Genomic DNA, 21,268 nt, shown 5'->3' with positions numbered 1-21,268 from the left:
AATCCGCTCCGCTTCTTCGTCCGAATGTGTCGCCCAGAACGCCATCCTGTTCCCAAGCCTCTGGCCGTGGAAAGTGCAGATAAGAGGTTGCGTTGCGCGGTTACATAGGTAGGCTCTGAGTAGCAAAGGTTGCGCCGGAGTAAGGATCTATGCCGAAGATACCAAACAAGCCAGCGACAACGACTGCCATCAATCGATTGCGTGAGCAAATTAAAGCTCGCAGGCCTTGGGAACTCCTCATGGTCGGCATAGGCTTGGAGAACAAGGCTGCCGTTTCTGCTGCGACGACTGACGCCCTGACGCGGCTGTTCGAATATCTGCCGGGATTGCCAGGCGCGACGCTGCAAACTGCAGATGGCGATCTTCAGGTGAGCCGCGATTTTCCGTCAGGAGAGATGCAGATCATCGACAGCTTGATCGCGTCCGTCTTGCAAAACGACCCGCACGTCACTGCCATTGCGTTCCCCGGTAAAGCTGGCCAAGCTGCGCATGTGGCGACATCCGACAAACCGAACTTCCTGGCTGAGAAAGACAAGCTCTCTGCTTCGTCGCACGATGCTTGAGCAGGTCACGTAGCCTTCGCTCAGTTCCAAGCAGGGAGACTTCAGTGTCCGACGAACACGATGAGCTTAAGCGCTAAGCAGCAGCACTTCGAGAGATCATCAACAAGCCCTTTGAGCTGACCGGCTATGATCGCAAGCGACAAGGGAACAGCGCAACGCGGAATACGAACGTCGTGCCTGCTGCCGCTGAGGTCAAAAAAGCCTGAAGGAGAATGACATGCCGCGTAAATCGATCGAACAACGCCTGGCTGAGCTCGAGGCACAACGCACCGCGCTCAAAGCCCGTCTCGGCAAGCAGGAGCGTGCCAACGATACAAGGCGCAAGGTTCTGCTCGGTGCACTCGTTCTCCATCGCCTCGAGACCGGTCACGACGCATTCTCTAAAAACCTCGCTGACTGGTTGCGCCGGGAACTGCCAAGCTTTCTGACCCGCGACAACGACAAGGCGCTCTTCGACGAGCTACTCGAAAGCAAGACCGTTGCTGCGATCGAGAATAGCAGCAGCGCCGAGGCCAGCTCATGAGCCAGAAATCACGCGCTTGGGTGGTGGCGAAGAACATGGTTAGGCGCGCTGCCCGCGATCCAATCCGGGCCCTCGTTGCCCTGATCATGGCACCCTTCCTTGGCTTCAAGACCACTGTGCCGCCAATCGCCACCTCGGCAAATCAGATCGGGAAGCCGCCGGCGTATTATTCGCCGCACAGTGTCACACCCATTTTCTCGACAGTCTGCGCATGACCACTGTCCTCTCACACTCGGACTTCCTCTTTGCCGATCTCAAGCGCCGCAATGTGTCGGTCCTCCTGGTTGCGCCCCCCCGATCGCTTGTCGACCTATTCGCGCTGATGGCGCCTCATCGTCAGCCAAAGTCTGACCGACATGGCGCGCGACCCCGCAAAGCGTGCCAACCCCGTTCTCTATCTGCTCGATGAGTTTGCAGCACTTGGCACCTCGCCCCGGTGGAGCCCGCCATGGGTCTCATGACAGGCTATTACGTCCAGCTCTGTAAGCGGCAAGCTGAGGCCGTTCAGCCGGCGTAATTCCACGGCATGAGTGCCTCGAGATCGCTGCTGGGCCAGCCGTTGGCTATGCGCTCGAGGGTCAGGCTGAGCCATCCCTGCGGATCTACGTTGTTCATCTTCGCCGTCTGAAGGAGCGTGGCGCTTGTCGCCCAGGTCCTTCCACCGCCATCGCTGCCAGCGAAGAGACTGTTCTTTCGCGTAATTGTCTGGGGCCTGATGGCGCGCTCGACGATGTTGGAGTCGAGCTCGATGCGGCCGTCGGAGAGGAAGCGCTCGAAGATGGAGCGACGCGAGGTGGCATAGCGGATCGCCTCGGCGAGCTTCGACTTGCCGGAGATCCGCGGCAGGGTCTTCTGCCAGAGGGCGAAGAGCTCGTTGACTACAGCAGCAGATGTCGCCTGGCGCGCCGCGACACGGCCGTCAGGGCTCTGTCCCCGGGCCGCTGCTTCCACCTCCCAGAGCTTTGCCATCAGCTCCACCGTCTCGGTGGCGATCCTGGAACTATCCGAGGCGTGGAGCTCGTAGAACTTGCGCCTGCTATGGGACCAGCAGCCGGCCAGTATCACGCCATCATTGCCGCCGTCGGATCGGGCAAGCTTGTTGTAGGCACCATGCCCGTCAACTTGAAGGATACCGCGATAGCCACTCAGATGCCGGGCGACCCGATCGCCCGCGCGGCTACCTTCGAAGCGATAGGCGACCATCGGCGGACCACTGCCACCGAAGGGTCTGTCATCTCGGGCATAAGCCCAAAGCCAAGCCGTCTTGGCCGATCCGGATCCGGGCGCGAGCGTGGGCAACGTCGTCTCGTCAGCGAAGATGCGCTCCGCCTTCTTGATCTCGGCGAGGATGTAGTCGGCCAGAATATCGAGCTCAAAGCCGAGCTTGCCCATCCATTGGGCCATCAGCTTCCGGTCAAGCTCGACCTTGTCGCGGGCATAGATTGCCTCCTGCCGATAGAGCGGAAGGCCATCGGCATACTTCGAGACCGCGATCTGGGCGAGAAGCGCTTCGGTTGGAATGCCGCCCTCGATGATGTGCGCGGGTGCGGCTGCCTGAACGACGCCGTCTTCGTTTTTGAAGGCATACTTCGGCCGCCGGGTGACGATGACGCGGAACTTCGCCGGCACGACGTCCAGCCGCTCCGAGACGTCTTCTCCGATCAGCACCTTCTGCTTGCCGACATGCTCGGGCAGTTCGTCTGGCTCGATCACGACTTCGACCCGTTCCAGATGAGGTGCAAAGCCCTTGCGCGGTCGCGGCGGACGTTTGCCATCGGGATGGGTGACGCTCTTGTTCACCTGGGCTCGGATTGCAGCAATCCCGGTCTCGATTTCCTCGAAGACAAAAGCCTGTTGCTCATCATCGATGGTCGGAGATGCGAGCTTCTCCGATCGCCGGCCAAAGCGGGCACGATCGAAGGCTTTCAGGATCTGGGTGAGTCGTTCGATGCGTTCATCAGCATCGGCGTTTTTCGCCTTCAGATCTGCGACCTCGCTCTCGAGAGCGTCGGTGCGGGCAGCCTTCTCGGCCATGGCAAGGACCATGGCCTTCAGGGTCTCTACATCATCCGGGAGCTGCAAATCGGGCGGCGTCATAGGGCCTACCAGAGCATATTTTGCTCCAGTTTTCCTGCCCTTTCAGGCAGTTGATTCACTTCGCCGCAGGCCTTTACCCAACAATCTCCGGCGGTTTTACCGCCACCGAGCGGACCCGTTTCCAGTCCATGCCGTCAACGAGCGCCATGAGCTGGGCATGGTTGAGCTGCACCCGGTTGTGGCCAATCCGCGGCCAGTAGAACTGCGCCTTCTCCAGCCGTTTCGAGTAGAGGCACACCCCTGATCCATCCCACCAGACGATCTTGACCCGGTCCGCCCGCTTTGCCCGGAAGACATAAAGCGAGCCGTTGAACGGATCACTGCCGGCATCCCGCACCAGCGATAGCAAACTGTCCGGTCCCTTGCGGAAGTCGATGGGATGGCTGGCGAGGAAGACCTTTACACCTGCGGGGATCATGCTGAGCGAACCGCCCGGATCACGCGCTGCAGATGCGCTTCTTCGACATGTCGGCCGGCCCGCACGACGATACCGCCAATGACGATTTCGACGACGGAGTCGGGGCCAGGTGCCGCGCTCTGCGGTTCAACTGCCGGCGCTGCTTGTCCAGTCTCCTCACTGGCCAACAGTTCTCTGCGCCAGCGGTAGAGTTGAGATGGCAGGATCCCAATCTGCCGCGCGATTGCCGACATGTTCACACCGGGCTGACAGGCCTGCTCAACCGCTGTGGCCTTGAATTCGTCGGACCAGCACCGCCGCAACGTAAGCGGCGCCCCGTCAAGGCGATCGGGCACCGCCTCAATCATTCGCATCAACCCAAGGCTAGCCGCAGGCCTAGACATAGATCCTCACATTCAGAGAACTCGTATGTCCGGAATACCCTGCCCAGCATCAGCGACGCCAGATGGGGTCTCCTTGCCGCTTACCTTTTTCCCGTTTCCCTTAGCCATTTTTGTTGGATTTGTCAGATTTCTGGGGCGTTGTTTCCGACGACAAAACAAGCCGTTTTTCGGCTGGCGCCTGATCGAGGGGGCTGTCGGAAGTAGCGCTAAAAGGCCGGTATGCTGTCTCTTTATATCTTTTTTATATCTATATATAAGTCTATAGCAAAAAAATGCGTTTTAAATCAAAGCCATGCGTGATACTTTTGGGGCGTTGTTTACGGAATTTTGGGGCGACACTTCCGGCTTTTGGGGCGAGGTTTAACCATTTTTGGGGCGTCGTTTACTGATGGCTTTGGTCTGCTGAGGATAACTCTATTCTCGTTTTGGGGCGCCGTTTCCTGCTAAAAGGTCCAAGAATCAGATATTTGGAGGTTGGATTCCAATATCCAGCCGTAGAACTAATACGTTTTTGGGGCGTCTATTCCACTTGATAACCAGGCTCTTACGCCACAGGTTTCTGCTTCAGCAGATCCATTTCAAGCTGACGCGGCGCCGCATGAACGTAGTGATACCGCCGCGACTTGTTACGGCCTGAGCCAGTCACTTCCTCGCGCCACTCACGCAATCCGCCGGCCATCCTCATATCATTGAAGGCTTCGCGGCATTCCTTGCGGAATTGTGCGCGATGTGCACTGGTCATGTCGTCAGCCCAAAGGTCGCGGCCCGCGAGGTGCGCCAGCCGCGTCTCGTCGATGTAGGTGTGGTTAGGCTGGCTGTCGATAAATGGCCAGAAGGTCTTGGCGTGGTCGGATTTCAGCTTGAACTGCACCTCGGCATTGATGCTAACCAAGTATGCTTTCTCGATCATTTCCAGAACTGACGTCCCGTACTGAACGGTTATCCCGCTATCGAGCTGAGCGCCGTCCCACGTGAGTTCTTTGATGATCGGGGATGCTGACCCTGCCGTGTCTGGCAAAAAGCCATTGGCGCGGCTCTTGCGGATCTTCTCCAGCTCCTCGATCGAGCTGCCCTGGTGAATGGTCAAACTCACCTGCTGGATTTCCTGGAAGGTGTTGAGCATGCTGAGCAAGTTGTTGACGTGCTCGCTCTTGCCCATGACGCGCAGCAGCTCACGCCAGGTCGTGCGAGTCTCGTAGTAGCTGATCGTAGGGTGGGTGAACGTCCGAGGCCTATAGGCCGGATTGGGCATGGAGATCTTGCTGCGCGGCAGTCGGAACAGTGCATAGATCGCGTCGCGGTGCTGGGAGCCTAGCTCCCTCCCCCGCACTTCAACGACGGAATAGCCGGGAACCTCGTACACGCGCACGAAGTTGCTGTCCGTGATCAGGCCTTTGCGCCGGGGTGCAAACGCAGACGTGCGAGCCAGCTTGGCGGGCATAACGGACGGTTGCTTGCGGCCGCGCCGGTTCTGAAGCGAACGCTTCTTCCGCTCCAGGCGCGCCAACTCCTCTTCGGTCATGGGTTTTTTCGCGTCCATCAGAATGGCCTTACGGTTGGCGCTCTTCTGCTGCTGGCGTGTTACGGGTTTATGCTCGTCCATGAATCAGTCCTTATCCGAATCAAAGCTAGCCCAGGCACGGAAAGAACGCACCAAAAACCGGAATCAACGCCCCAAATTCTGCATGCGTAACAAGCAAAGTTCGGAAATCCCAATGTCATGACTTTATGAGGTAGCGACCTAATTAGATTCAGCGGTCACCCGTTCAGCTTTCTCACGGTAGTCCTTCACCCATAAAGATAGAAGATCGTGGTTTGACGCTACCCATACCCTGGTACGATCGAGCCGACGTTCATGGTACCGGAACGACTAAGCAAGCTTGATCCGTTTGCCGACAAGCTTGCGGGCTGGTTGAAGACAGAGGCCGGGCGATCGCGAAAGTAGTGGCGAACGCAGAACATGCCGACCTGGTGTCGCTCGGCTTTACTGGCTCCTATGGTCGGGTCGCCGCTTTCGCCCGTGAGTGGCGGGCTGAGCAGCAAGACGACGGGCTGCGGCATATTCGTTCCGTTATCTTTCCGCCCAGGCGAAGCATTCCAATTCGATTGGAGTGAAGACTATGCCGTAATCGCTGATCGTCAACCTGGCTAGTCGTTCTCCAGGTTGACTGACTACCCGTCGATTACCAGATTGAAGAGGAAAAATGTCCGCTAATTTCCTCTGAGATCCGCTTCAGCGTTGGACGATCGATATCAGTCGGTAGTCTATGGATATCGAAGAATTTTCCCTCGCTGATCTCAAGGCTGGAGACTGTTCGTTGCTGCCTCACATTGCATCTATAAAACAGCACATATTCGCGACTAGATGCCCGTTGATTGAGAAAAACGGCGAGAAGCTTCGGCGCTGAGGTCAATTCCAGCCCGCCTTCTTCAGAGAGTTCTTGTCTCAAGGCATGTTCGGGAATGGCACCGTTGTTTACGCCGCCGCCCGGCAAGTGCCAGCCTGGCGTGTAAGTATGACGGACCAGAAAAATCTGCCCCTCATTGTTAAAACAGACGGCTCTAACCGAGAGAACTTTCCCGCTGAAGATCCGTGACCGGAAATGAAGAAGCTTAGAAAACAGGCGGCTAATCCAATGGAACACTTACGTAATCACACTTCTGCGCACGAATCGTACTGTCATTATGTAGAACTTTCTAAGCGCAACCACAAAGGCTTAAGTCATTCACTGGTTTGAGGATTTAGGACGGCATCCTGATAAACCTCGACATAGGACGCCAGCATTTTTTTCGGCAGTGAACAGCTGGTCATATCGCGTTCGAGCAGCTTGGCCGAACTGCTGTGCTGTTGCATCATTGTTCTACAATGAGAGCATAGCATCTGACAGCGAAGCGACATCATTGGGCGGAATTGTATAAGCTGTCTCGCCGTGTTTGTTCACGAAACTGGTTCCTGTGCCGATCTCGCATGAGATCATTGGTTTCCCAGCGCGAGCCGCCTCAACAAGAGCCAAACCGAACGCTTCCGACCTAGGGTCCAAACCCATTGATAGCGTTGATTTGACGTAGCAAATGAGATTCAAAGCGCCAAATCAGTGATTTGGAGGCTTGGATGGGGCATCTGTTTCGGCTGTCGGATGAACAATGGGCGGTGATTGAGCCGCTTGTTCCGGCGAACAAGGGTGGAGTCCGCAGGGTCGTTGATGACGTGCCCCCAGTAAATTGAGCCATTCGGAACTGGAATTTTCCATTTATCATCCCTGCGTGGAGAGAGGAGAGTTCCGATGAAGGCATCGAAGTTTAGCGAGGCGCAGATTGCGTTCGTTCTGAAGCAGGCGGAGGACGGCACACCGGTCGGCGAGGTCTGCCGAAAGGCGGGCATTTCCGATGCAACGTTCTACAATTGGCGCAAGAAGTATGCAGGCCTGATGCCCTCCGAGATGAAGCGGTTACGTCAGCTCGAGGAGGAGAATGCCAAGCTGAAGCGGATCGTCGCCGACCTGTCGCTGGACAAGGCCATGCTTCAGGATGTGCTGTCAAAAAAGCTCTGAAGCCTGCCCGCAAGCGTTCGCTTGTCGATAAGGTCCGGTTCGACTGGAAGGTAGACACTGCGCGCTAAGAGTCGGATTCGAAAAGCGTTCAACGATATCCATACCTTGCTAGCCGTCGGGTGATGAGCCGAATGTGGGCGATCATGATCCATGCCTCTGCTGACGCGATGGATTTTTCGACGTCTTTTGCCAATCTCCGGCATCTTCCCAACCAGGCGAAGGTCCGCTCGACCACCCATCGTCGCGGCAGAACCTCGAAGCCTTTCGCCTTGTCTGAGCGCTTTATGATCTCGACCGTCCAGCGCCCGATCTTCTTCAGTCGCCGCTTCAACTTGTCGCCCGCATAGCCACCATCCGCGAAGACATGCAGCAACCACGGCCACCTGTGGCGGATGGATTTCAGGAGATTGGGAGCACCGTCGCGATCCTGGATGTCCGCGCTGTGCACCATGAGACCCACCATCAGGCCGAGCGTATCGACGATGATATGGCGCTTGCGGCCTTTGGTCTTTTTGCCCGCATCATAGCCGCGGATGCCGCCGCTTTCTGTGGTTTTGACGCTTTGGCTATCGATCACACCGGCCGTCGGGCTTGCCTCCTTGCCCTCCAACTCGCGCGTGTCCATCACGAGACGATGGTTGATGCGTGTCCAAAGTCCCAACGCCCTCCATTCATAGAAATAGCGCTGGACGGTCGAACAGGGTGGAAAATCCTTCGGCAGCATCCGCCATTGGCAACCCGTTGTGGCGATGTAAAGCAGGGCATTCACCACCTCTCGCAAATCCGTGGTCCGTGGACGGCCCAAGCGGCGCGGCATTGGCAGGAAAGGCTGAACCAACCCCCATTCCCGATCCGTCATATCGCTTGCGTAGCGTGCCGTTCGCCGGGCATATTGCCGGCGGGTGATTTTGGTCCAGGCCATTGTGTGCTCCATCGAATCTCGCAAATCCGAAGGAATCATAACCTGTTGAAATCACCCACCTCTTTTTGAGGCAGCCTCTAAGAGCGTGGAAACAGTCACGGTTAATCGATGATGTATCGATGGCCAGCCAGGGGGCGGCTCTATGGGTTACAGCGCTTGTGGCGCCCATCGATAAGCAGAATACGCGCTACGGATGAAAATTGGGTCTGGCCGCCCATCTTGGACTACCAGTCGAGAGAGCTTTCCGTTCGAGGTGATTTTTTTCTCGCTTCCTTTTCGGTAAGTTTTCATAAATTTTCGCCAAATCTTCCTGTACGGCAAGCCTCCATATAGGGAGAGCCTATCATGATGCGTTCAGCGGCAGAATTTGGCGCGCTTGTCCGAGAATACCGGAAGAAGCTGGGATGGACGCAAGTCCAGCTTGCGGAGCGCTGCGGCACAGGGGAACGTTTTATCGTCGATCTCGAGAACGGCAAGCCCAGCTGCCAGCTAGAAAAATCTCTTATCGCGGCCAGAACGGTCGGGATCAATCTCGGCGACCTGAACTCGACCAACCCATCCCCCGCCCCCGCAGCCGATGACGATCTCGGCTACCTGCCTCGCTTTTCCTGATCGGATACGACCTTGACGACGATCTACTACGAGAACTGGCCTGTGGCACACTTGTCGGACCAGGATGGCATCTCTCTCTCGTATGACGCAGAGTGGGAGAAGCGGACCTCCGCCTTCCCCCTGTCGCTCACGATGCCAATGCGCGCCGGTAGCCATGGCCCCGAACGGGTCAAGCCCTGGCTAGCGAACCTGCTGCCCGAAACCCACCTCTCTGAAATCGGCCAGCAGCTGAAGGTCTCGCCCCAGGACGTACTTGGTCTCCTGATGCGCGTTGGTCGCGATACGGCAGGCGCGTTCTCGATCGGTGAGCCGCGACGGGAGGAAAATAATTTCCGCATCGTCGATGACGAGACAGCACTTGAGCGCATCATCGACGAACTGCCGGAGCGACCTTCCTGATCGGCGAGCTCGCCGCTCTCGTCGCGACCGAGGCGGACGAAGCGCTCGAGCAGGTGCAATCCTCCCCAGTTTCGAACCGGGAACTCGCCTCCAACCTCGTCTTCCTCATTAAGAAGCGATGTCGACGGGTCGAGCGGCAGATTTCGATGTGAAACTCGTCGATGCGTCTGAAAGAAAGAAGATCAACACACCGGTCGTTATGGCTGGCTAAAAGCTCGGCTTCAAGGAAGTCGACTACGGCATTTGGCTCGTCAGCTTCATGCAGTATGATCTGGGACATGTCGACCTTAGAGCAGAGGACTTTGCAAACCATCGACAAGCCGCTCGGGACGAGGTTGTCACCCATGTCTTAGGTACACGATGTTACCTATGTTTCAGGATGGACACAGACCTGAAATGGCGGAGAGGGTGGGATTCGAACCCACGATACCCTTGCAGTATGCCGCATTTCGAGTGCGGTGCTTTCGACCACTCAGCCACCTCTCCGGTAACATTGGTCAGCGCTCCTAGGCGCGGGCTGTCTCATAGCGGCAACTTAGATCGTGTCCCAGGTGGTGGTGTATCTGGTAGGCGGTCACCAGTGCTTTTCCGGTAGGGTCGGGTTGTTCAAGACCAACCTGAGGGAAGACCACCGATGACCGACGAGATGATGAACCTGCGCTCGCTTGTTGAGAAGAGTGCGGACGCCGATTTGCTGCGCGAGATGATCGGCTTTGCGGCCGAGAAGCTGATGGAGTTGGAGGTCGGCGCGAAGACGGGCGCGGCCTATGGTGAGAAGAATGCGTTCCGGCTTGCCCAGCGCAATGGCTACCGGGACAGGGATTGGGAGACGCGGGCCGGGACGGTCGAGCTGCGCATCCCGAAGCTCCGCACTGGCAGCTATTTTCCAGGCTTCCTCGAACCGCGCCGCATGGCGGAGAAGGCCCTGACAGCGGTCATTCAGGAAGCCTACATTCAGGGCGTTTCGACCCGCTCGGTCGACGATCTGGTTAAAGCCATGGGCATGAGCGGCATCTCCAAGAGCCAGGTCTCCCGCCTGTGTGAAGATATCGACGACAAGGTGAAGGCATTCCTTTCCCGCCCGATCGAGGGTGACTGGCCCTACCTGTGGATCGACGCCACCTATCTGAAGGTCCGGCGCGGTGGCCGCATCGTCTCCGTTGCTGTCATCATCGCTGTCGGCGTCAACACCGACGGCCGGCGCGAGGTGCTGGGCATGGAGATCGGGACGTCAGAGGCCGAGCCGATCTGGACGGAGTTCCTGCGCAAACTGACGCGGCGCGGCCTGGGCGGCGTCAAGCTCGTTGTCTCCGATGCGCACGAGGGCATCAAAGCCGCCGTCTCGAAAGTCCTTTGCGCGACTTGGCAGAGGTGCCGGGTCCACTTCATGCGCAATGCGCTCGCCCATGCCGGAAAGAGCGGACGACGCGTCGTCTCCGCCTTTATCGCCACCGCCTTCGCGCAGGACACGCCAGAGGCCGCAAGCACCCAGTGGCGCAGCGTCGCCGACCAGATCAGGCCGAAGGTTCCGAAACTCGCCAGTCTCATGGACAGCGCCGAGCAGGACGTGCTGGCTTACATGACCTTTCCCAAACAGCACTGGGCCAAGCTACATTCCACAAACCCGATCGAGCGCCTCAACGGCGAGATCAAGAAGCGAACCGATGTCGTGGGCATCTTTCCAAACGACGATGCAATCGTCCGGCTCGTCGGTGCGCTCCTGCTCGAACAAATCGCGGTCTTTCATGACATGGACGCGCGCAGCCAGATGGACCACCGTATCCACGTCTTTTAATAAGGGATCCCAGTTCACGGCCTTTCCCTGGACAGGAATTGTGAGAAGGCCAGGCTTTGGGAATCGCGAGACCCCAACAACGGGCAGGTTCTGATGCTTCATCTCTTCCATGAGAAAGGATCCGATGAAACCCGAGGCACCTGTCACCAGTATTGCGCACATCTCTATTTACTCTGAGGGTGAAGCTGATGGCACTTCAGGGCCGGCTGGATCACATTCGGCAATCAGCGAAAACAATGTGTCCCTCGCGCTCAATTCGTTTTCATCAAAGAGGGACAGTTTAAGCGCCGCGATCGCACTCGGCAGATCCTTATGGGCTATCGTCGAAGCATCGGCTCTCATGATCTTGGGATGCGCAGTTGGCTTGGCATGATCACGATCATAAAAAAGCTCTTCAAACTGCTTTTCACCAGGCCGCTTACCAATGACCTCTATGGCAATTCCGTTATCAGCTTGACCTGGGGCTTTAACTTTAAAGCCGGCCAGTCGGATCATGTTTTCCGCAAGGTCTCCGATCCGGACAGGCTCGCCCATATCCAGGAGGAACACGTCGCCCCCTTTGGACAGGGCTCCAGCTTGAACAATAAGCTCTGCGGCCTCCGATATTGACATGAAGTAGCGTGTCATATCGGGGTCGGTCACGGTAACAGGTCCGCCCTTGGCAATTTGCTCTTTGAATAAGGGAACTACCGAGCCATTAGATCCCACTACGTTTCCAAAGCGCACTGCGCAAAAAGCTTGATCATTCGTGACCAGACGATCGTCTAGAGCGAGCTGCCGAACAATCAACTCAGCCCAGCGCTTGGTTGCTCCCATAACGTTTGTAGGACGCACTGCCTTATCTGAAGAAATCAGTACGAAGCTGGAGACATTTTCATCTGCGGCGGCTTGCGCCAATGCCCATGTACCAAAGACGTTATTGCGAATGCCCTCGAGCACATTTGCTTCGACCAATGGCACGTGTTTGTGCGCTGCGGCATGGTAGACGACTTGCACGGCATGTTTTCTCAACGTCCGACGGACAAGCGTTTCGTCCGTCACTGACCCGAGTACCGGAACAATAGGCGAGGAACCGGCACGACTGAGTTCTTGCTCAATCCGGTACAGGGCATACTCACTCGCTTCGAACAGCACGAGTTTAGCCGGTTTCCAAATTGCAATCAGCCGACATAGCTCCGAGCCTATAGACCCTCCAGCCCCCGTCACCATGACAATCTTGTCTGTCAAAGCATGGGCAAGCAGATCTTTATCAGGTGGCACCGAAGACCGACCTAGTAACTCGTCGATTTCAATTTCACGGATCTGGTTGACCAGATATCGACCATCAACGATGTCAGACATGTCGGGAATGCTACGAACTTTGACACCGAGGCCGGTAACCCGAGCGATCACTGCTTGCCTTGCTTCCGTTGGAATGGACGACATAGAGAATACGATTTCCCGAATGCCATACCGTTCCACGAGGCGTGGTAGATCCTGAGGCGCGAAAACACGGTACCCATCAACGTCGCGACCATGGTTGGCCGGCTCATCGTCGATCAACCCCATGACGAAGCGGTTTCCATGGCCTCGCAACGCGCGAGCAAGCTGTGAAGCCGTTGCGCTTGCACCGTAAATGAAGATGGGTTCTTCATCGCGACGCATACCTGTCCCAGCGTTCAATATCCATTTTGCAACGAAACGCGTGGCGCCAATCAGCAGAGATCCCAACACAAAATACAGGAAAGGTACCGAACGAGGTACGACACCCTGACCTGCCATCTCTATCAGGAAAATGATGATGACCCAGCACATGGTCGCGATCATCATCGCCTGGATAATTGTCCAGATAGCTGCTTCGGGAAGATAGCGAATGACGGACCGGTAAAGCCCGAGACGAATGAAAACCGGAATTGCAACTACGACTGCCAGAATAGCAAGCGTCAGTCTTTCCGAAGTGATTGTCGGTGACCAATCTGACAGCCGTACAGCGTAAGAGCCCCAAATGGCGAGCAGGAGCGACATGGAATCTATCATGATCATCAGCGCGCGCTTCCAACGGCGCGGCGTTCGGATGATGTGCTCTCGCAAGCTATTTATCACGGGGTGTTGCACGAGATCGGATGCTGTCATTGGCTATCGCCCACGCGTTAATGCGGTATGTTAGTGAGACACGCCTTTAGCTCTGGCGACTTTGGACACCGTGATCAGCAATATCTGTAGGTCGAAAATGAGGCTTCGGCGCTGCAGATATTCAACGTCATAGGCAACTTTGAGAGGAATTTCCAGATCGTCCCGACCATTCACCTGGGCCCAGCCTGTCAGGCCTGGAGTGAGCATATGTACGCCCGCTGCAGTACGCGCCTCGATTAGATCATGTTGGTTGAATAAGGCCGGCCGAGGACCAACCAAACTCATGTCCCCCTTTATGATGCACCAAAGCTGAGGCAGTTCGTCGAGGCTCGTCTTTCGCAAAAAGGGACCGATCGGTGTCAAGTGGCGCGCAGGATCATCGAGCAGATGCGTGGCAACCGCGGGCGTATCGACACGCATTGTCCGAAATTTTGGCATCAGAAACAGTTTGTTGCCGCGCCCCACTCGCTTGGACCAGTACAGAGCCGGGCCGGACGAGGTTATGCGAATAGCCAAAGCAATCAGCGCCATCGGCAGGAGAAAAACGCTGAGCGCCAGAGCGGATAGGAGAACGTCGAAGAGCCGCTTCACGAAGATGGCGCCGTCGTCTTGCAGACTTCACTAATGTTTGTCACGACCAAAACCTTCAATGCCCTGTCATCGTATGGCGACGGTTTCCTTCTCAATCAACTCCGGCCGAATTCGTCGACCAGACGGATGATGTCGTCCTCGCCGAGATAGGAGCCGGTCTGGACCTCGATCACTTCGAGGCGGATCTTGCCGGGATTGGCGAGGCGGTGGACCGAGCCCTGCGGGATGTAGATAGACTGGTTCTCATGCAGGACGGTCACCTTGTCGTCGATCGTCACTTCCGCCGTTCCCTTGACGCAGACCCAATGTTCGGCGCGGTGATGATGCTTCTGCAGCGACAGCTTCTTTTCCGGATGGACGAAGAGCCGCTTAACCTGGAAGCGGTCGCCATTGAGGATCGACGTATAGCCGCCCCAGGGTCGAAGCGCCGTCGGGTGGTTTTCGGTAAGATGCTCCGTCTTCTTGTCGGCGGCGAGCATCTTGACGAGATTGCCGACATCCTGGGCCCTGTCGAGGCGACCGACATAGACGGCGTCCTCCGAAGCGACGACGGCGACGCCCTCCATGCCCTGGACGGCCAAATGTGCGTTGCGCGACATGATGAGCGAATTGGTGGTGTCGGCGACGGTGGCATTGCCGTTCACCACATTGCCGTTTTCGTCGCCGCCCGCGAGCTTCCAGATCGCATCCCAGCTGCCGAGATCCGACCAGGTGATGGGGGAGGGCACGACGGCTGCGTTCGGCGTCTTCTCCATGACCGCGTAGTCGATCGAGATGCTCGGGCTCTCGCCGAAGCTTGTCCCGTCGAGGCGGGTGAAGTCGAGATCGCCCTTGGCCTTTTCGATCGAGGTGCGGACGGCCGCAAGGACCTCGGGCGCCAGCGCCTCGAGCTCGGCGATCATCTGGCCGGCAGAGAAGACGAACATGCCGGAGTTCCAGGCATAATTGTCGCTCGCCAGCATCTTCTCGGCGACCTCGGCCTTGGGCTTTTCGACGAAGCGCGTGACCTTGTTCACGCCGCTACCGAGGTCGTCACCGATCTCGATATAGCCGTAGCCGGTTGCGGGCTCGGTCGGTGTAATGCCGAAGGTGACGATCTTGCCGTCGCGCGCCGCGTGGGCGGCCTTGGCAACACAGGCGCGGTACGCGTCGTCGACGGTGATTTCATGGTCGGAGGGCAGGATCTGGATCAGTGTCTCGCTGCCATGGCGCTCACCGACGATCAGAGCTGCGGCGGCGACGGCGGCTGCGGTGTTGCGCGCCTCCGGTTCCAGGATAATGCCATCAAGCGCGACGCCGATCTCGCGGGCCTGTTCGGCGACGAGGAAGCGGAAGTCTTCATTGGTGACGATGACGGGAGCTTCATAGATCGCCTCGTCGGAGACGCGGGCGAGCGTCTTTTGCAGCAAGGTCTCGTCGCCGAGGAACCGGATGAACTGCTTCGCAGCGGCTGCGCGCGACAGAGGCCAAAGCCTTGTTCCCTTGCCGCCGGCCATGATGACCGGCACGATCTTGATGCTCATGTTTTTCTGCCTTGGCATTAATGATCAATTGAATTGAACGTGGGTTGGATGTCAGTGGTGGACAGACGAGCTCAGCGCCTCGTCACAGGCTTGCAGCGATATCGGCTAGCCATCGCTCTCGCAATAATCTTCAAGTATCAATCTCATCAATCGATAGTAAGGCGTTCAGCTTCTGTCACCATTGGTTATCCTGATTTATATCAGCTTGTTCAAGGATCATTTCCCAAACAGACTCGGCCAAAATGATTTTCATCCGGGTATTTTCCCCCTTTAAGGCAAGCATCTGATCTTTTTATGATGAGCCACCTGCTGCCACCTTCGACAGCCAGAAATAAAAGCACTGAACCGCACCGGGTTTGCCGGAGGCCATTTGGTTTGAGTTATGCGGCCATGGCTGTTTCGTCCAGCATGGCGTAGTAACGTTCTTCGGCTTCGGCAGGCGGTATGTTTCCGATGGGCTCCAGAAATCGTCGGTGGTTGAACCAGTCGACCCATTCCAGAGTGGCGAATTCGACCGCTTCGAAGTTCCTCCATGGTCCGCGCCGATGAATGACCTCGGCTTTGTAGAGACCGTTGATCGTTTCGGCGAGGGCATTGTCATAACTGTCGCCGACACTTCCGACAGAAGGCTCTATGCCAGCTTCTGCCAGCCGCTCGGAGTACCGGATGGAAACGTATTGAACGCCCCTGTCCGAATGGTGCACGAGCCCGCCGCCATGAACGGGCCGCCGATCATGAAGTGCCTGCTCAAGGGCATCGAGGACAAAGCTCGCATGTGCCGTCCGGCTCGCCCGCCAGCCAACGATGCGCCGGGCAAAAACGTCGATCACAAAGGCCACGTAGACGAAGCCCCGCCAGGTAGCGAGTGGAGTAAGAAGCGCAGATGCGCTTCTCCTCCCCGAACCGTACTTGCACCTTTCAGCGCATACGGCTCTCCATTCAAGCTTGGCCCATGGCCATTGCAACATCATGATAGTTCGACGTGACGGTGCTGCGGTTTTCGATCCGGACGATGTATGGGTTCTCCTCCGGATTACGCCACCGGAATTGCGCCTTGGGGCTTGAGACAAGCCGTTGCAGCGCTTTCCCGACGGGATCACCACGTTCATTCCGACCAAACACGAGCCAGGTTTTCGCCTTGCCCGGTTCGGGGGCCCTGAACCATTTCCGCATCAAGGGTTTGATGCGGGATCGGTATTTGTGCCCCAGCCAATGCGCCATTTTCCAGAACACGACATGGTCGATGCGCCGGAAGACGTACGCCGTGAAGTCGGCGAACTTGTAGAACGCCGCCCATCCCACCAATTGGCGGTTCAGGCCAGCGATCATGTCGACCGTACTGACACTATGATTGCCGGAAAGGGTTTCGGTAAGTCTGTGAACAAACCCCTTGGCCTTTTCCTTGGGTATTGTCGTTACGATGGACATCCGTCCATGCGCCCCTCGCTTGCGGATGATCCGGTGCCCCAGAAAGACGAAGCCGTCGTTGACGTGGGTGACATGGGTCTTCTCCATGTTCAGCGTCAACTTCAACTCACCTTCTAGAAACGCCCGGCATTCCTCGCGGATTTCCTCTGCCTGAACCTTGGTTCCTTTTACGATCACGACGAAGTCGTCAGCGTATCGGCAATAGGCAACAGCCGGTTTCCATTGCCGGTTCTCACGAACCGTGATGGGGCGGCCTTGCTTGATGCCGAAGTTCCATGCCCATCGGTCCTTGCGGGCCTTCTTGTTCAGGTATTTCGCCTCCAGCCACATATCAAACTCGTGGAGCATGATGTTGGACAGGAGCGGTGACAGAACGCCACCTTGCGGAACGCCCTCGCTTGAGGCTGTGAACAAGCCACGGTCGATGTGGCCTGCCTTCAGGAATCGATAGAGAAGATCGACGAACCGTCCGTCCTGCACCCGTCGCCGCACACATTTCAGAAGCAGCCTGTGATGGACCGTGTCAAAGTAGCTGGCGAGATCACCTTCGATGATCCAGCGGCCCTTCGTTCCACCTCCATCCTGTAGCTGTATCCTCACGGTGCGGACGGCGTGATGCACGCTGCGTTCCGGCCGGAAGCCATAGGATAGACGATGGAAATCGCTCTCCCAGATTGGCTCCATGGCCATCAGCATGGCGCGTTGGACAATGCGATCCGTCAGGGTCGGAATACCCAGTGGTCGTAGCTTGCCGTTCGATTTCGGGATATAGATGCGCTTGACCGGCTGAGGGCGATAACTCTCCTCCAGCAGGCTTGCCCGCAGATCGTCCAGATGCTGATCCAGTCTGACCTGCAGTCTTTGCTTATCCATTCCGTCGATGCCCGGCGTTCGTGCGCCATTTGACGCAAGAACAATCCGGGCGGCCTCGGCAAGCCATTCCCGATTGGCAATCAGCCGAAGAAGCCGATCAAACCTCCGGTTTGGATCGTTTTCGGCCCATGTTGCGAGCTTGTGCTGCATTTCGCTGATTATCAAAGGTCTTCACCTCGCTTGGTCAGATAGTTTGCACTTCAAGCAGTTTGAACTGTTCCCCTTCGCCATGTGGCAGGCTTTCCCTGCCGCGGACTACTACGAGAACTCCGCCAACACGATGGACATCAGGGTCAACTCCCTTGCGACGCAATACTTTGTTGTCATTCCATCATGCCTTCCCTCGTTCATATGCTGGACGTCAGCGTATTGGTGAGGCTGCCGGTCGCAGTCTTTTTCCTTGCTTTCCGCAAGTCGATGCCGATGCCATGGTCTGGCTGCATTCTCCCCATGACCCACCGCGAGCATCCTTACATCTGCGCTCGCGTTCGGATGCACGCCGACATACCTGTCCGGCGACATCATCAGCATTCCGCCTGTTAAGCCGTGTAGGCGAAGGCGACCTTCCAGCCCTCAGATGCGAGTTAACCGGTTCGTGTTCCTCAACCTTCCAATACTTCAGCCTCGGGAACCATCTTGGCGTAACGGCTTCGCCTCAATCCCCTTTACCTGCGGGCTACGTCACCCTGCCAGTTGACAGCAGGTCACCGCCGCTTGGGCTCATGTCCCCTCGCAGCAAGGGACAGGCAAATCTTCACATCCTCCTTTCTCTTTGCATTCCAGTCATATGCCTCCCCGATTGGGGCGAGGCGCACCATAGGTGAAGTCCGAAACCCACAGCCTATTTGGTGCTGGGGCTTTGAACTGGCGGTTTACTCGGTCAAGCGGGCTCGGGGCTGCCTTGTCCGAGAATGTCGTGCGGACCGGCTTTCCTCGAATAATCCCCTGCAGGCTCATCGACCTCATAAGCCGAGCGACCGTACAGCGGGCGATGTCGTAGCCTTCTCGTTGCAACTGCCGCCAGATTTACGCACGCCGTAGACCTGGAAGTTCTCATTGAACACCCGGCGTATCTCGATCTTCAGGGCGATATCGCTGCGGGCGCGAACCGACAGGCGATCCACATCCAAGCGCTTGGCGACGTTCTCGTAGTAGGTTGATGGGGCAATGGGCAAAAGCCTGCAGATCGGCTCGACCCCGAACACGCTACGGTGTTCGTCAATGAACGAGATCATCGTTTGAAGGGGCAGTCGAGCTTCCTCTTACCCGACAGGCGAATGCTTGCATTCGCCGATAGGGGCCATCGCGAAATAAGCAGACGCCTTGCGCAGAATCTCGTTGGCCTGACGAAGCTCGCGGTTCTCCCGCTCAAGAGCCTTCATCTTCTCGGCGACATCGCTCGGCAGACCTGCTCGCTTGCCGCTGTTAACCTCGGTCTTCTTGACCCATTCATGCAGCGTCGCTGGCGAGCAGCCGATCTTGGCCGCGATTGATGAAACGGCAGCCCACCGTGACGGATGTTCTGCTTCATGATCCAAGACCATGCGGATGGCACGCTCACGGACTTCAGGTGAAAACTTGTTCGTTGTCTTGCTCATAGTGGCTCCACTCTCTCAGAAGTTGGAGCCTCCGGCAAACCCGGTGCGGTTCAGTCTGTCTGATAATCATAGTATGCCTCCGCCGAAGGCCGTCTGCCCTGATTTGGTGATTGGCTTTAAGTCCATGCCTTATGTCATGCGCTACAATCATTTCCCCTATTGAGGTCTTTTCCGCGGACGATCTTGGCCGTCGACGGGATTGGTCGGACGAAGAGAAGGTTCGGATCGTCGAAGAGAGCTTGCAAGGCTTTCGGCAGGGTTCAGTGACGGCGCGGCGATATGGATTGTCTCGGTCGTTGTTGACCCGTTGGCGTCGGGAATACCGGAGCGGGCTTCTGAGCGTTACCGCATCAACAAGCTTCGTGCCGCTTTCGATTTTGCCGCCGCCGGCATCTTCCGAGATGGCCGGTCCGCTCCGGTCGGACGGCGACAAGACGATCGAGATCGGCCTGCCGAACGGTCGTCGCCTGACGATCCCGGCCTCGCTTGATCCGAACATCCTTGCCGGCCTTTTGCCGGTCCTGGATGCGTCATGATCGCCTTTCCGGCCGGGGTGAAGGTGTGGATCGCGGGCGGCGTGACGGACATGCGTTGCGGCATGAACAGCCTGGCGCTGAAGGTGCAACAGGGTCTTGGCCGCGATCCTCATGGTGGTGAGGTCTTCTGCTTCCGGGGTCGCAAGGGTGATCTGATCAAGGTTTTGTGGCACGACGGGATCGGCATGTCGCTTTACCTGAAGCGGCTTGAGGCCGGAAAGTTCATCTGGCCGGTCAGCCAGAATAGCTCCGCCGTGCCAGTGTCGGCGGCGCAACTCGGCTATCTTCTGGAAGGGATCGACTGGCGCAATCCACGCTGGACGCAGCGACCTGCAACGGCAGGATAGTCGCCAACCGTTCCACTGTTTTTGTTGGGCTTTCTGTGGTTCCATGGTAGCTTTCGGCCATGGATGATGCTGCTTCGGAGATAGCCAGATTGCGCGCCGCGCTTGCGGCATCGGAAGCGCGTGCCGCCTCCGCCGAGGCCGATCTCGCGCAGGTGCGCGCCGTCGTGACGACTTCGGAGGCGATGATCCGGCACCTCAAGCTCGAGATCGCAAAGCTGCGCCGTGAGCAGTATGGCCAGAGCTCGGAACGGCGCGCCCGGCTGATCGACCAGATGGAACTGCAGCTCGAAGAACTCGAAGCCGACGCCACCGAAGACGAGATCGCGGCTGAACGCGTGGCAGCAAAGATCACAAATGTCTCCGCCTTCGAACGCCGCCGGCCGGCCCGCAAGCCGTTTCCCGAACATCTGCTGCGCGAGCGCCTGGTCATCGAAGCTCCCACGCAATGCGCCTGCTGCGGCTCGGCCCGGATCGTGAAGATGGGCGAAGACGTCACCGAGACGCTGGAGGCGATCCCGCGACAGTGGAAGGTGATCCAGACGGTGCGGGAGAAGTTCACCTGCCGGGACTGCGAGAAGATCAGCCAGCCACCGGCTCCCTTCCATCCGACTCCGCGTGGATGGGCAGGTCCCAACTTGCTCGCCACGATCCTGTTCGAGAAGTTCGGTCAGCATCAGCCATTGAACCGCCAGGCCGAGCGCTATGCCAGGGAAGGCGTCGATCTCAGCCTCTCTACGCTGGCCGATCAGGTCGGGGCCTGCGCGATGGCGCTGCAGCCGATCCATGACCTGATCCGTGCCCATGTTCTGGCAGCCGTTCGGCTGCATGGTGACGACACCACCGTGCCGCTTCTGGCCAGGGGTGCAACAAGGCAGGCAAGGTTATGGACCTACGTCCGCGATGATCGTCCCTTTGCGGGCGGCGCGCCGCCGGCGGCGCTCTTCCACTTTTCTCCGGACCGGGAGAAGACCCATCCCAACACGCATCTTGCCGGATG

The 21,268-nt window shown here is 57.5% G+C and carries 18 protein-coding genes, 1 tRNA gene, 9 pseudogenes and 1 other annotated feature; of the genes and pseudogenes, 13 read left to right on the top strand and 15 right to left on the bottom strand.

The window, feature by feature from the left end:
• The first annotated feature begins 149 nt into the window (after positions 1-149).
• From DOU54_RS12990 to DOU54_RS28050, 3 genes and pseudogenes are all read left to right on the top strand, one after another.
• Positions 150-563 carry a hypothetical protein gene (locus DOU54_RS12990; RefSeq protein ID WP_146617357.1) on the top strand — a complete coding sequence of 138 codons (414 nt, stop codon included), beginning with the start codon at positions 150-152 and terminating at the stop codon, positions 561-563.
• 217 nt (positions 564-780) lie between these two features.
• Positions 781-1,086: a mobilization protein gene (locus DOU54_RS12985; protein ID WP_113731356.1), complete on the top strand. Its 306-nt coding sequence runs from the start codon at positions 781-783 to the stop codon at positions 1,084-1,086.
• A 118-nt stretch (positions 1,087-1,204) separates the two neighbouring features.
• A pseudogene (locus DOU54_RS28050) lies at positions 1,205-1,567 on the top strand (type IV secretory system conjugative DNA transfer family protein); the annotation flags it as partial.
• Between the two features lie 23 nt (positions 1,568-1,590).
• Here the strand turns inward: DOU54_RS28050 and tnpC (DOU54_RS12970) are convergent.
• The 4 genes from tnpC (DOU54_RS12970) to DOU54_RS12955 form a co-directional block, all read right to left on the bottom strand.
• Positions 1,591-3,183, bottom strand: coding sequence for an IS66 family transposase (gene tnpC, locus DOU54_RS12970; RefSeq protein ID WP_113731354.1), 1,593 nt, complete (start codon positions 3,181-3,183; stop codon positions 1,591-1,593).
• Positions 3,184-3,256: 73 nt separating this feature from the next.
• Complete coding sequence (gene tnpB, locus DOU54_RS12965; RefSeq protein ID WP_113731353.1) at positions 3,257-3,601, bottom strand: IS66 family insertion sequence element accessory protein TnpB; 345 nt, start codon at positions 3,599-3,601, stop codon at positions 3,257-3,259.
• The gene (locus DOU54_RS12960) at positions 3,598-3,948 is read right to left on the bottom strand and encodes a transposase (protein ID WP_113731360.1); all 351 of its coding nucleotides are present in this window, start codon (positions 3,946-3,948) and stop codon (positions 3,598-3,600) included. Before DOU54_RS12960 ends, tnpB (DOU54_RS12965) begins: the two co-directional genes overlap by 4 nt.
• Positions 3,949-4,528: 580 nt before the next feature.
• Positions 4,529-5,587, bottom strand: coding sequence for a hypothetical protein (locus tag DOU54_RS12955; RefSeq protein ID WP_225246635.1), 1,059 nt, complete (start codon positions 5,585-5,587; stop codon positions 4,529-4,531).
• Positions 5,588-5,803: 216 nt separating this feature from the next.
• Between DOU54_RS12955 and DOU54_RS12950 the strand changes: the two are divergent.
• Positions 5,804-6,124, top strand: a pseudogene (locus tag DOU54_RS12950) (IS21 family transposase); the annotation flags it as partial.
• A gap of 43 nt (positions 6,125-6,167) precedes the next feature.
• On the opposite strand, the gene DOU54_RS12945 reads toward DOU54_RS12950, so the two are convergent.
• Together DOU54_RS12945 and DOU54_RS28045 are read right to left on the bottom strand one after the other, a co-directional pair.
• The gene (locus tag DOU54_RS12945) at positions 6,168-6,629 is read right to left on the bottom strand and encodes an NUDIX domain-containing protein (RefSeq protein WP_113731352.1); all 462 of its coding nucleotides are present in this window, start codon (positions 6,627-6,629) and stop codon (positions 6,168-6,170) included.
• Positions 6,630-6,845: 216 nt separating this feature from the next.
• Positions 6,846-7,031, bottom strand: coding sequence for a glycosyltransferase (locus DOU54_RS28045; protein WP_225246636.1), 186 nt, complete (start codon positions 7,029-7,031; stop codon positions 6,846-6,848).
• 65 nt (positions 7,032-7,096) lie between these two features.
• On the opposite strand from DOU54_RS28045, the pseudogene DOU54_RS28040 reads away from it, so the two are divergent.
• Together DOU54_RS28040 and DOU54_RS12930 are read left to right on the top strand one after the other, a co-directional pair.
• Positions 7,097-7,189 (top strand): annotated as a pseudogene (locus DOU54_RS28040) (IS5/IS1182 family transposase); the annotation flags it as partial.
• Positions 7,190-7,268: 79 nt separating this feature from the next.
• Positions 7,269-7,600: pseudogene (locus DOU54_RS12930) on the top strand (transposase); the annotation flags it as partial.
• A gap of 23 nt (positions 7,601-7,623) precedes the next feature.
• Here the strand turns inward: DOU54_RS12930 and DOU54_RS12925 are convergent.
• Positions 7,624-8,457 carry an IS5 family transposase gene (locus DOU54_RS12925; RefSeq protein ID WP_113731351.1) on the bottom strand — a complete coding sequence of 278 codons (834 nt, stop codon included), beginning with the start codon at positions 8,455-8,457 and terminating at the stop codon, positions 7,624-7,626.
• 345 nt (positions 8,458-8,802) lie between these two features.
• Between DOU54_RS12925 and DOU54_RS12920 the strand changes: the two genes are divergently transcribed.
• From DOU54_RS12920 to DOU54_RS28550, 3 genes and pseudogenes are all read left to right on the top strand, one after another.
• The gene (locus tag DOU54_RS12920) at positions 8,803-9,069 is read left to right on the top strand and encodes a helix-turn-helix transcriptional regulator (protein WP_113731350.1); all 267 of its coding nucleotides are present in this window, start codon (positions 8,803-8,805) and stop codon (positions 9,067-9,069) included.
• 12 nt (positions 9,070-9,081) lie between these two features.
• Positions 9,082-9,468, top strand: a complete 387-nt coding sequence (locus DOU54_RS12915) for a HipA N-terminal domain-containing protein (protein ID WP_113731349.1) — start codon at positions 9,082-9,084, stop codon at positions 9,466-9,468.
• 172 nt (positions 9,469-9,640) lie between these two features.
• Positions 9,641-9,821: pseudogene (locus DOU54_RS28550) on the top strand (hypothetical protein); the annotation flags it as partial.
• 44 nt (positions 9,822-9,865) lie between these two features.
• Here DOU54_RS28550 and DOU54_RS12905 read toward each other — a convergent pair.
• Positions 9,866-9,954: transfer RNA gene (locus DOU54_RS12905), tRNA-Ser, on the bottom strand.
• A gap of 148 nt (positions 9,955-10,102) precedes the next feature.
• Here DOU54_RS12905 and DOU54_RS12900 point away from each other — a divergent pair.
• Positions 10,103-11,200, top strand: a pseudogene (locus tag DOU54_RS12900) (IS256 family transposase); the annotation flags it as partial.
• A gap of 72 nt (positions 11,201-11,272) precedes the next feature.
• Here DOU54_RS12900 and DOU54_RS28450 read toward each other — a convergent pair.
• From DOU54_RS28450 to DOU54_RS12860, 7 genes and pseudogenes are all read right to left on the bottom strand, one after another.
• Positions 11,273-11,365 (bottom strand): annotated as a pseudogene (locus DOU54_RS28450) (hypothetical protein); the annotation flags it as partial.
• A 66-nt stretch (positions 11,366-11,431) separates the two neighbouring features.
• Entirely contained in the window at positions 11,432-13,285 is a 1,854-nt protein-coding gene (locus DOU54_RS12890) for a polysaccharide biosynthesis protein (RefSeq protein ID WP_225246641.1), read from the bottom strand.
• A 120-nt stretch (positions 13,286-13,405) separates the two neighbouring features.
• Entirely contained in the window at positions 13,406-13,972 is a 567-nt protein-coding gene (locus tag DOU54_RS12885) for a sugar transferase (RefSeq protein WP_286079898.1), read from the bottom strand.
• Positions 13,973-14,061: 89 nt separating this feature from the next.
• Positions 14,062-15,489 (bottom strand): mannose-1-phosphate guanylyltransferase/mannose-6-phosphate isomerase, encoded by a 1,428-nt coding sequence (locus DOU54_RS12880; protein ID WP_113731345.1) that lies wholly within the window; start codon positions 15,487-15,489, stop codon positions 14,062-14,064.
• 380 nt (positions 15,490-15,869) lie between these two features.
• Positions 15,870-16,361: pseudogene (locus DOU54_RS12875) on the bottom strand (IS3 family transposase); the annotation flags it as partial.
• 67 nt (positions 16,362-16,428) lie between these two features.
• Entirely contained in the window at positions 16,429-17,955 is a 1,527-nt protein-coding gene (gene ltrA / locus DOU54_RS12870) for a group II intron reverse transcriptase/maturase (RefSeq protein WP_169692025.1), read from the bottom strand.
• A gap of 645 nt (positions 17,956-18,600) precedes the next feature.
• Positions 18,601-19,388: pseudogene (locus tag DOU54_RS12860) on the bottom strand (IS3 family transposase); the annotation flags it as partial.
• Positions 18,951-19,107: a sequence feature (AL1L pseudoknot), on the bottom strand. Its footprint overlaps the pseudogene before it by 157 nt.
• Before the next feature lie 131 nt (positions 19,389-19,519).
• Between DOU54_RS12860 and tnpA the strand changes: the two are divergent.
• From tnpA to tnpC (DOU54_RS12840), 3 genes are all read left to right on the top strand, one after another.
• Positions 19,520-19,924: an IS66-like element accessory protein TnpA gene (gene tnpA / locus DOU54_RS28545; protein ID WP_113731343.1), complete on the top strand. Its 405-nt coding sequence runs from the start codon at positions 19,520-19,522 to the stop codon at positions 19,922-19,924.
• Positions 19,921-20,271, top strand: coding sequence for an IS66 family insertion sequence element accessory protein TnpB (gene tnpB / locus DOU54_RS12845; RefSeq protein WP_062594513.1), 351 nt, complete (start codon positions 19,921-19,923; stop codon positions 20,269-20,271). Before tnpA ends, tnpB (DOU54_RS12845) begins: the two co-directional genes overlap by 4 nt.
• 59 nt (positions 20,272-20,330) lie before the next feature.
• Positions 20,331-21,268 (top strand): IS66 family transposase (gene tnpC, locus DOU54_RS12840; RefSeq protein ID WP_113731358.1); only part of this gene is annotated, 938 nt, incomplete at its 3' end.

The organism is Agrobacterium sp. MS2, from assembly GCF_003261015.1.
In the GTDB taxonomy this organism is placed as follows: domain Bacteria; phylum Pseudomonadota; class Alphaproteobacteria; order Rhizobiales; family Rhizobiaceae; genus Agrobacterium; species Agrobacterium pusense.
This window is presented reverse-complemented; position numbering and strand designations above follow the sequence as displayed.

Excerpts from the sequence above, each read along its gene's own strand:
- DOU54_RS12990 (WP_146617357.1), top strand. The coding sequence starts at position 150 with ATGCCGAAGATACCAAACAAGCCAGCGACAACGACTGCCATCAATCGA.
- DOU54_RS12985 (WP_113731356.1), top strand. The coding sequence starts at position 781 with ATGCCGCGTAAATCGATCGAACAACGCCTGGCTGAGCTCGAGGCACAA.
- tnpC (WP_113731354.1), bottom strand. The coding sequence starts at position 3,183 with ATGACGCCGCCCGATTTGCAGCTCCCGGATGATGTAGAGACCCTGAAG.
- tnpB (WP_113731353.1), bottom strand. The coding sequence starts at position 3,601 with ATGATCCCCGCAGGTGTAAAGGTCTTCCTCGCCAGCCATCCCATCGAC.
- DOU54_RS12960 (WP_113731360.1), bottom strand. The coding sequence starts at position 3,948 with ATGATTGAGGCGGTGCCCGATCGCCTTGACGGGGCGCCGCTTACGTTG.
- DOU54_RS12955 (WP_225246635.1), bottom strand. The coding sequence starts at position 5,587 with ATGGACGAGCATAAACCCGTAACACGCCAGCAGCAGAAGAGCGCCAAC.
- DOU54_RS28045 (WP_225246636.1), bottom strand. The coding sequence starts at position 7,031 with ATGGGTTTGGACCCTAGGTCGGAAGCGTTCGGTTTGGCTCTTGTTGAG.
- DOU54_RS12925 (WP_113731351.1), bottom strand. The coding sequence starts at position 8,457 with ATGGCCTGGACCAAAATCACCCGCCGGCAATATGCCCGGCGAACGGCA.
- DOU54_RS12920 (WP_113731350.1), top strand. The coding sequence starts at position 8,803 with ATGATGCGTTCAGCGGCAGAATTTGGCGCGCTTGTCCGAGAATACCGG.
- DOU54_RS12890 (WP_225246641.1), bottom strand. The coding sequence starts at position 13,285 with ATGATCATGATAGATTCCATGTCGCTCCTGCTCGCCATTTGGGGCTCT.
- DOU54_RS12880 (WP_113731345.1), bottom strand. The coding sequence starts at position 15,489 with ATGAGCATCAAGATCGTGCCGGTCATCATGGCCGGCGGCAAGGGAACA.
- tnpA (WP_113731343.1), top strand. The coding sequence starts at position 19,520 with ATGTCATGCGCTACAATCATTTCCCCTATTGAGGTCTTTTCCGCGGAC.
- tnpB (WP_062594513.1), top strand. The coding sequence starts at position 19,921 with ATGATCGCCTTTCCGGCCGGGGTGAAGGTGTGGATCGCGGGCGGCGTG.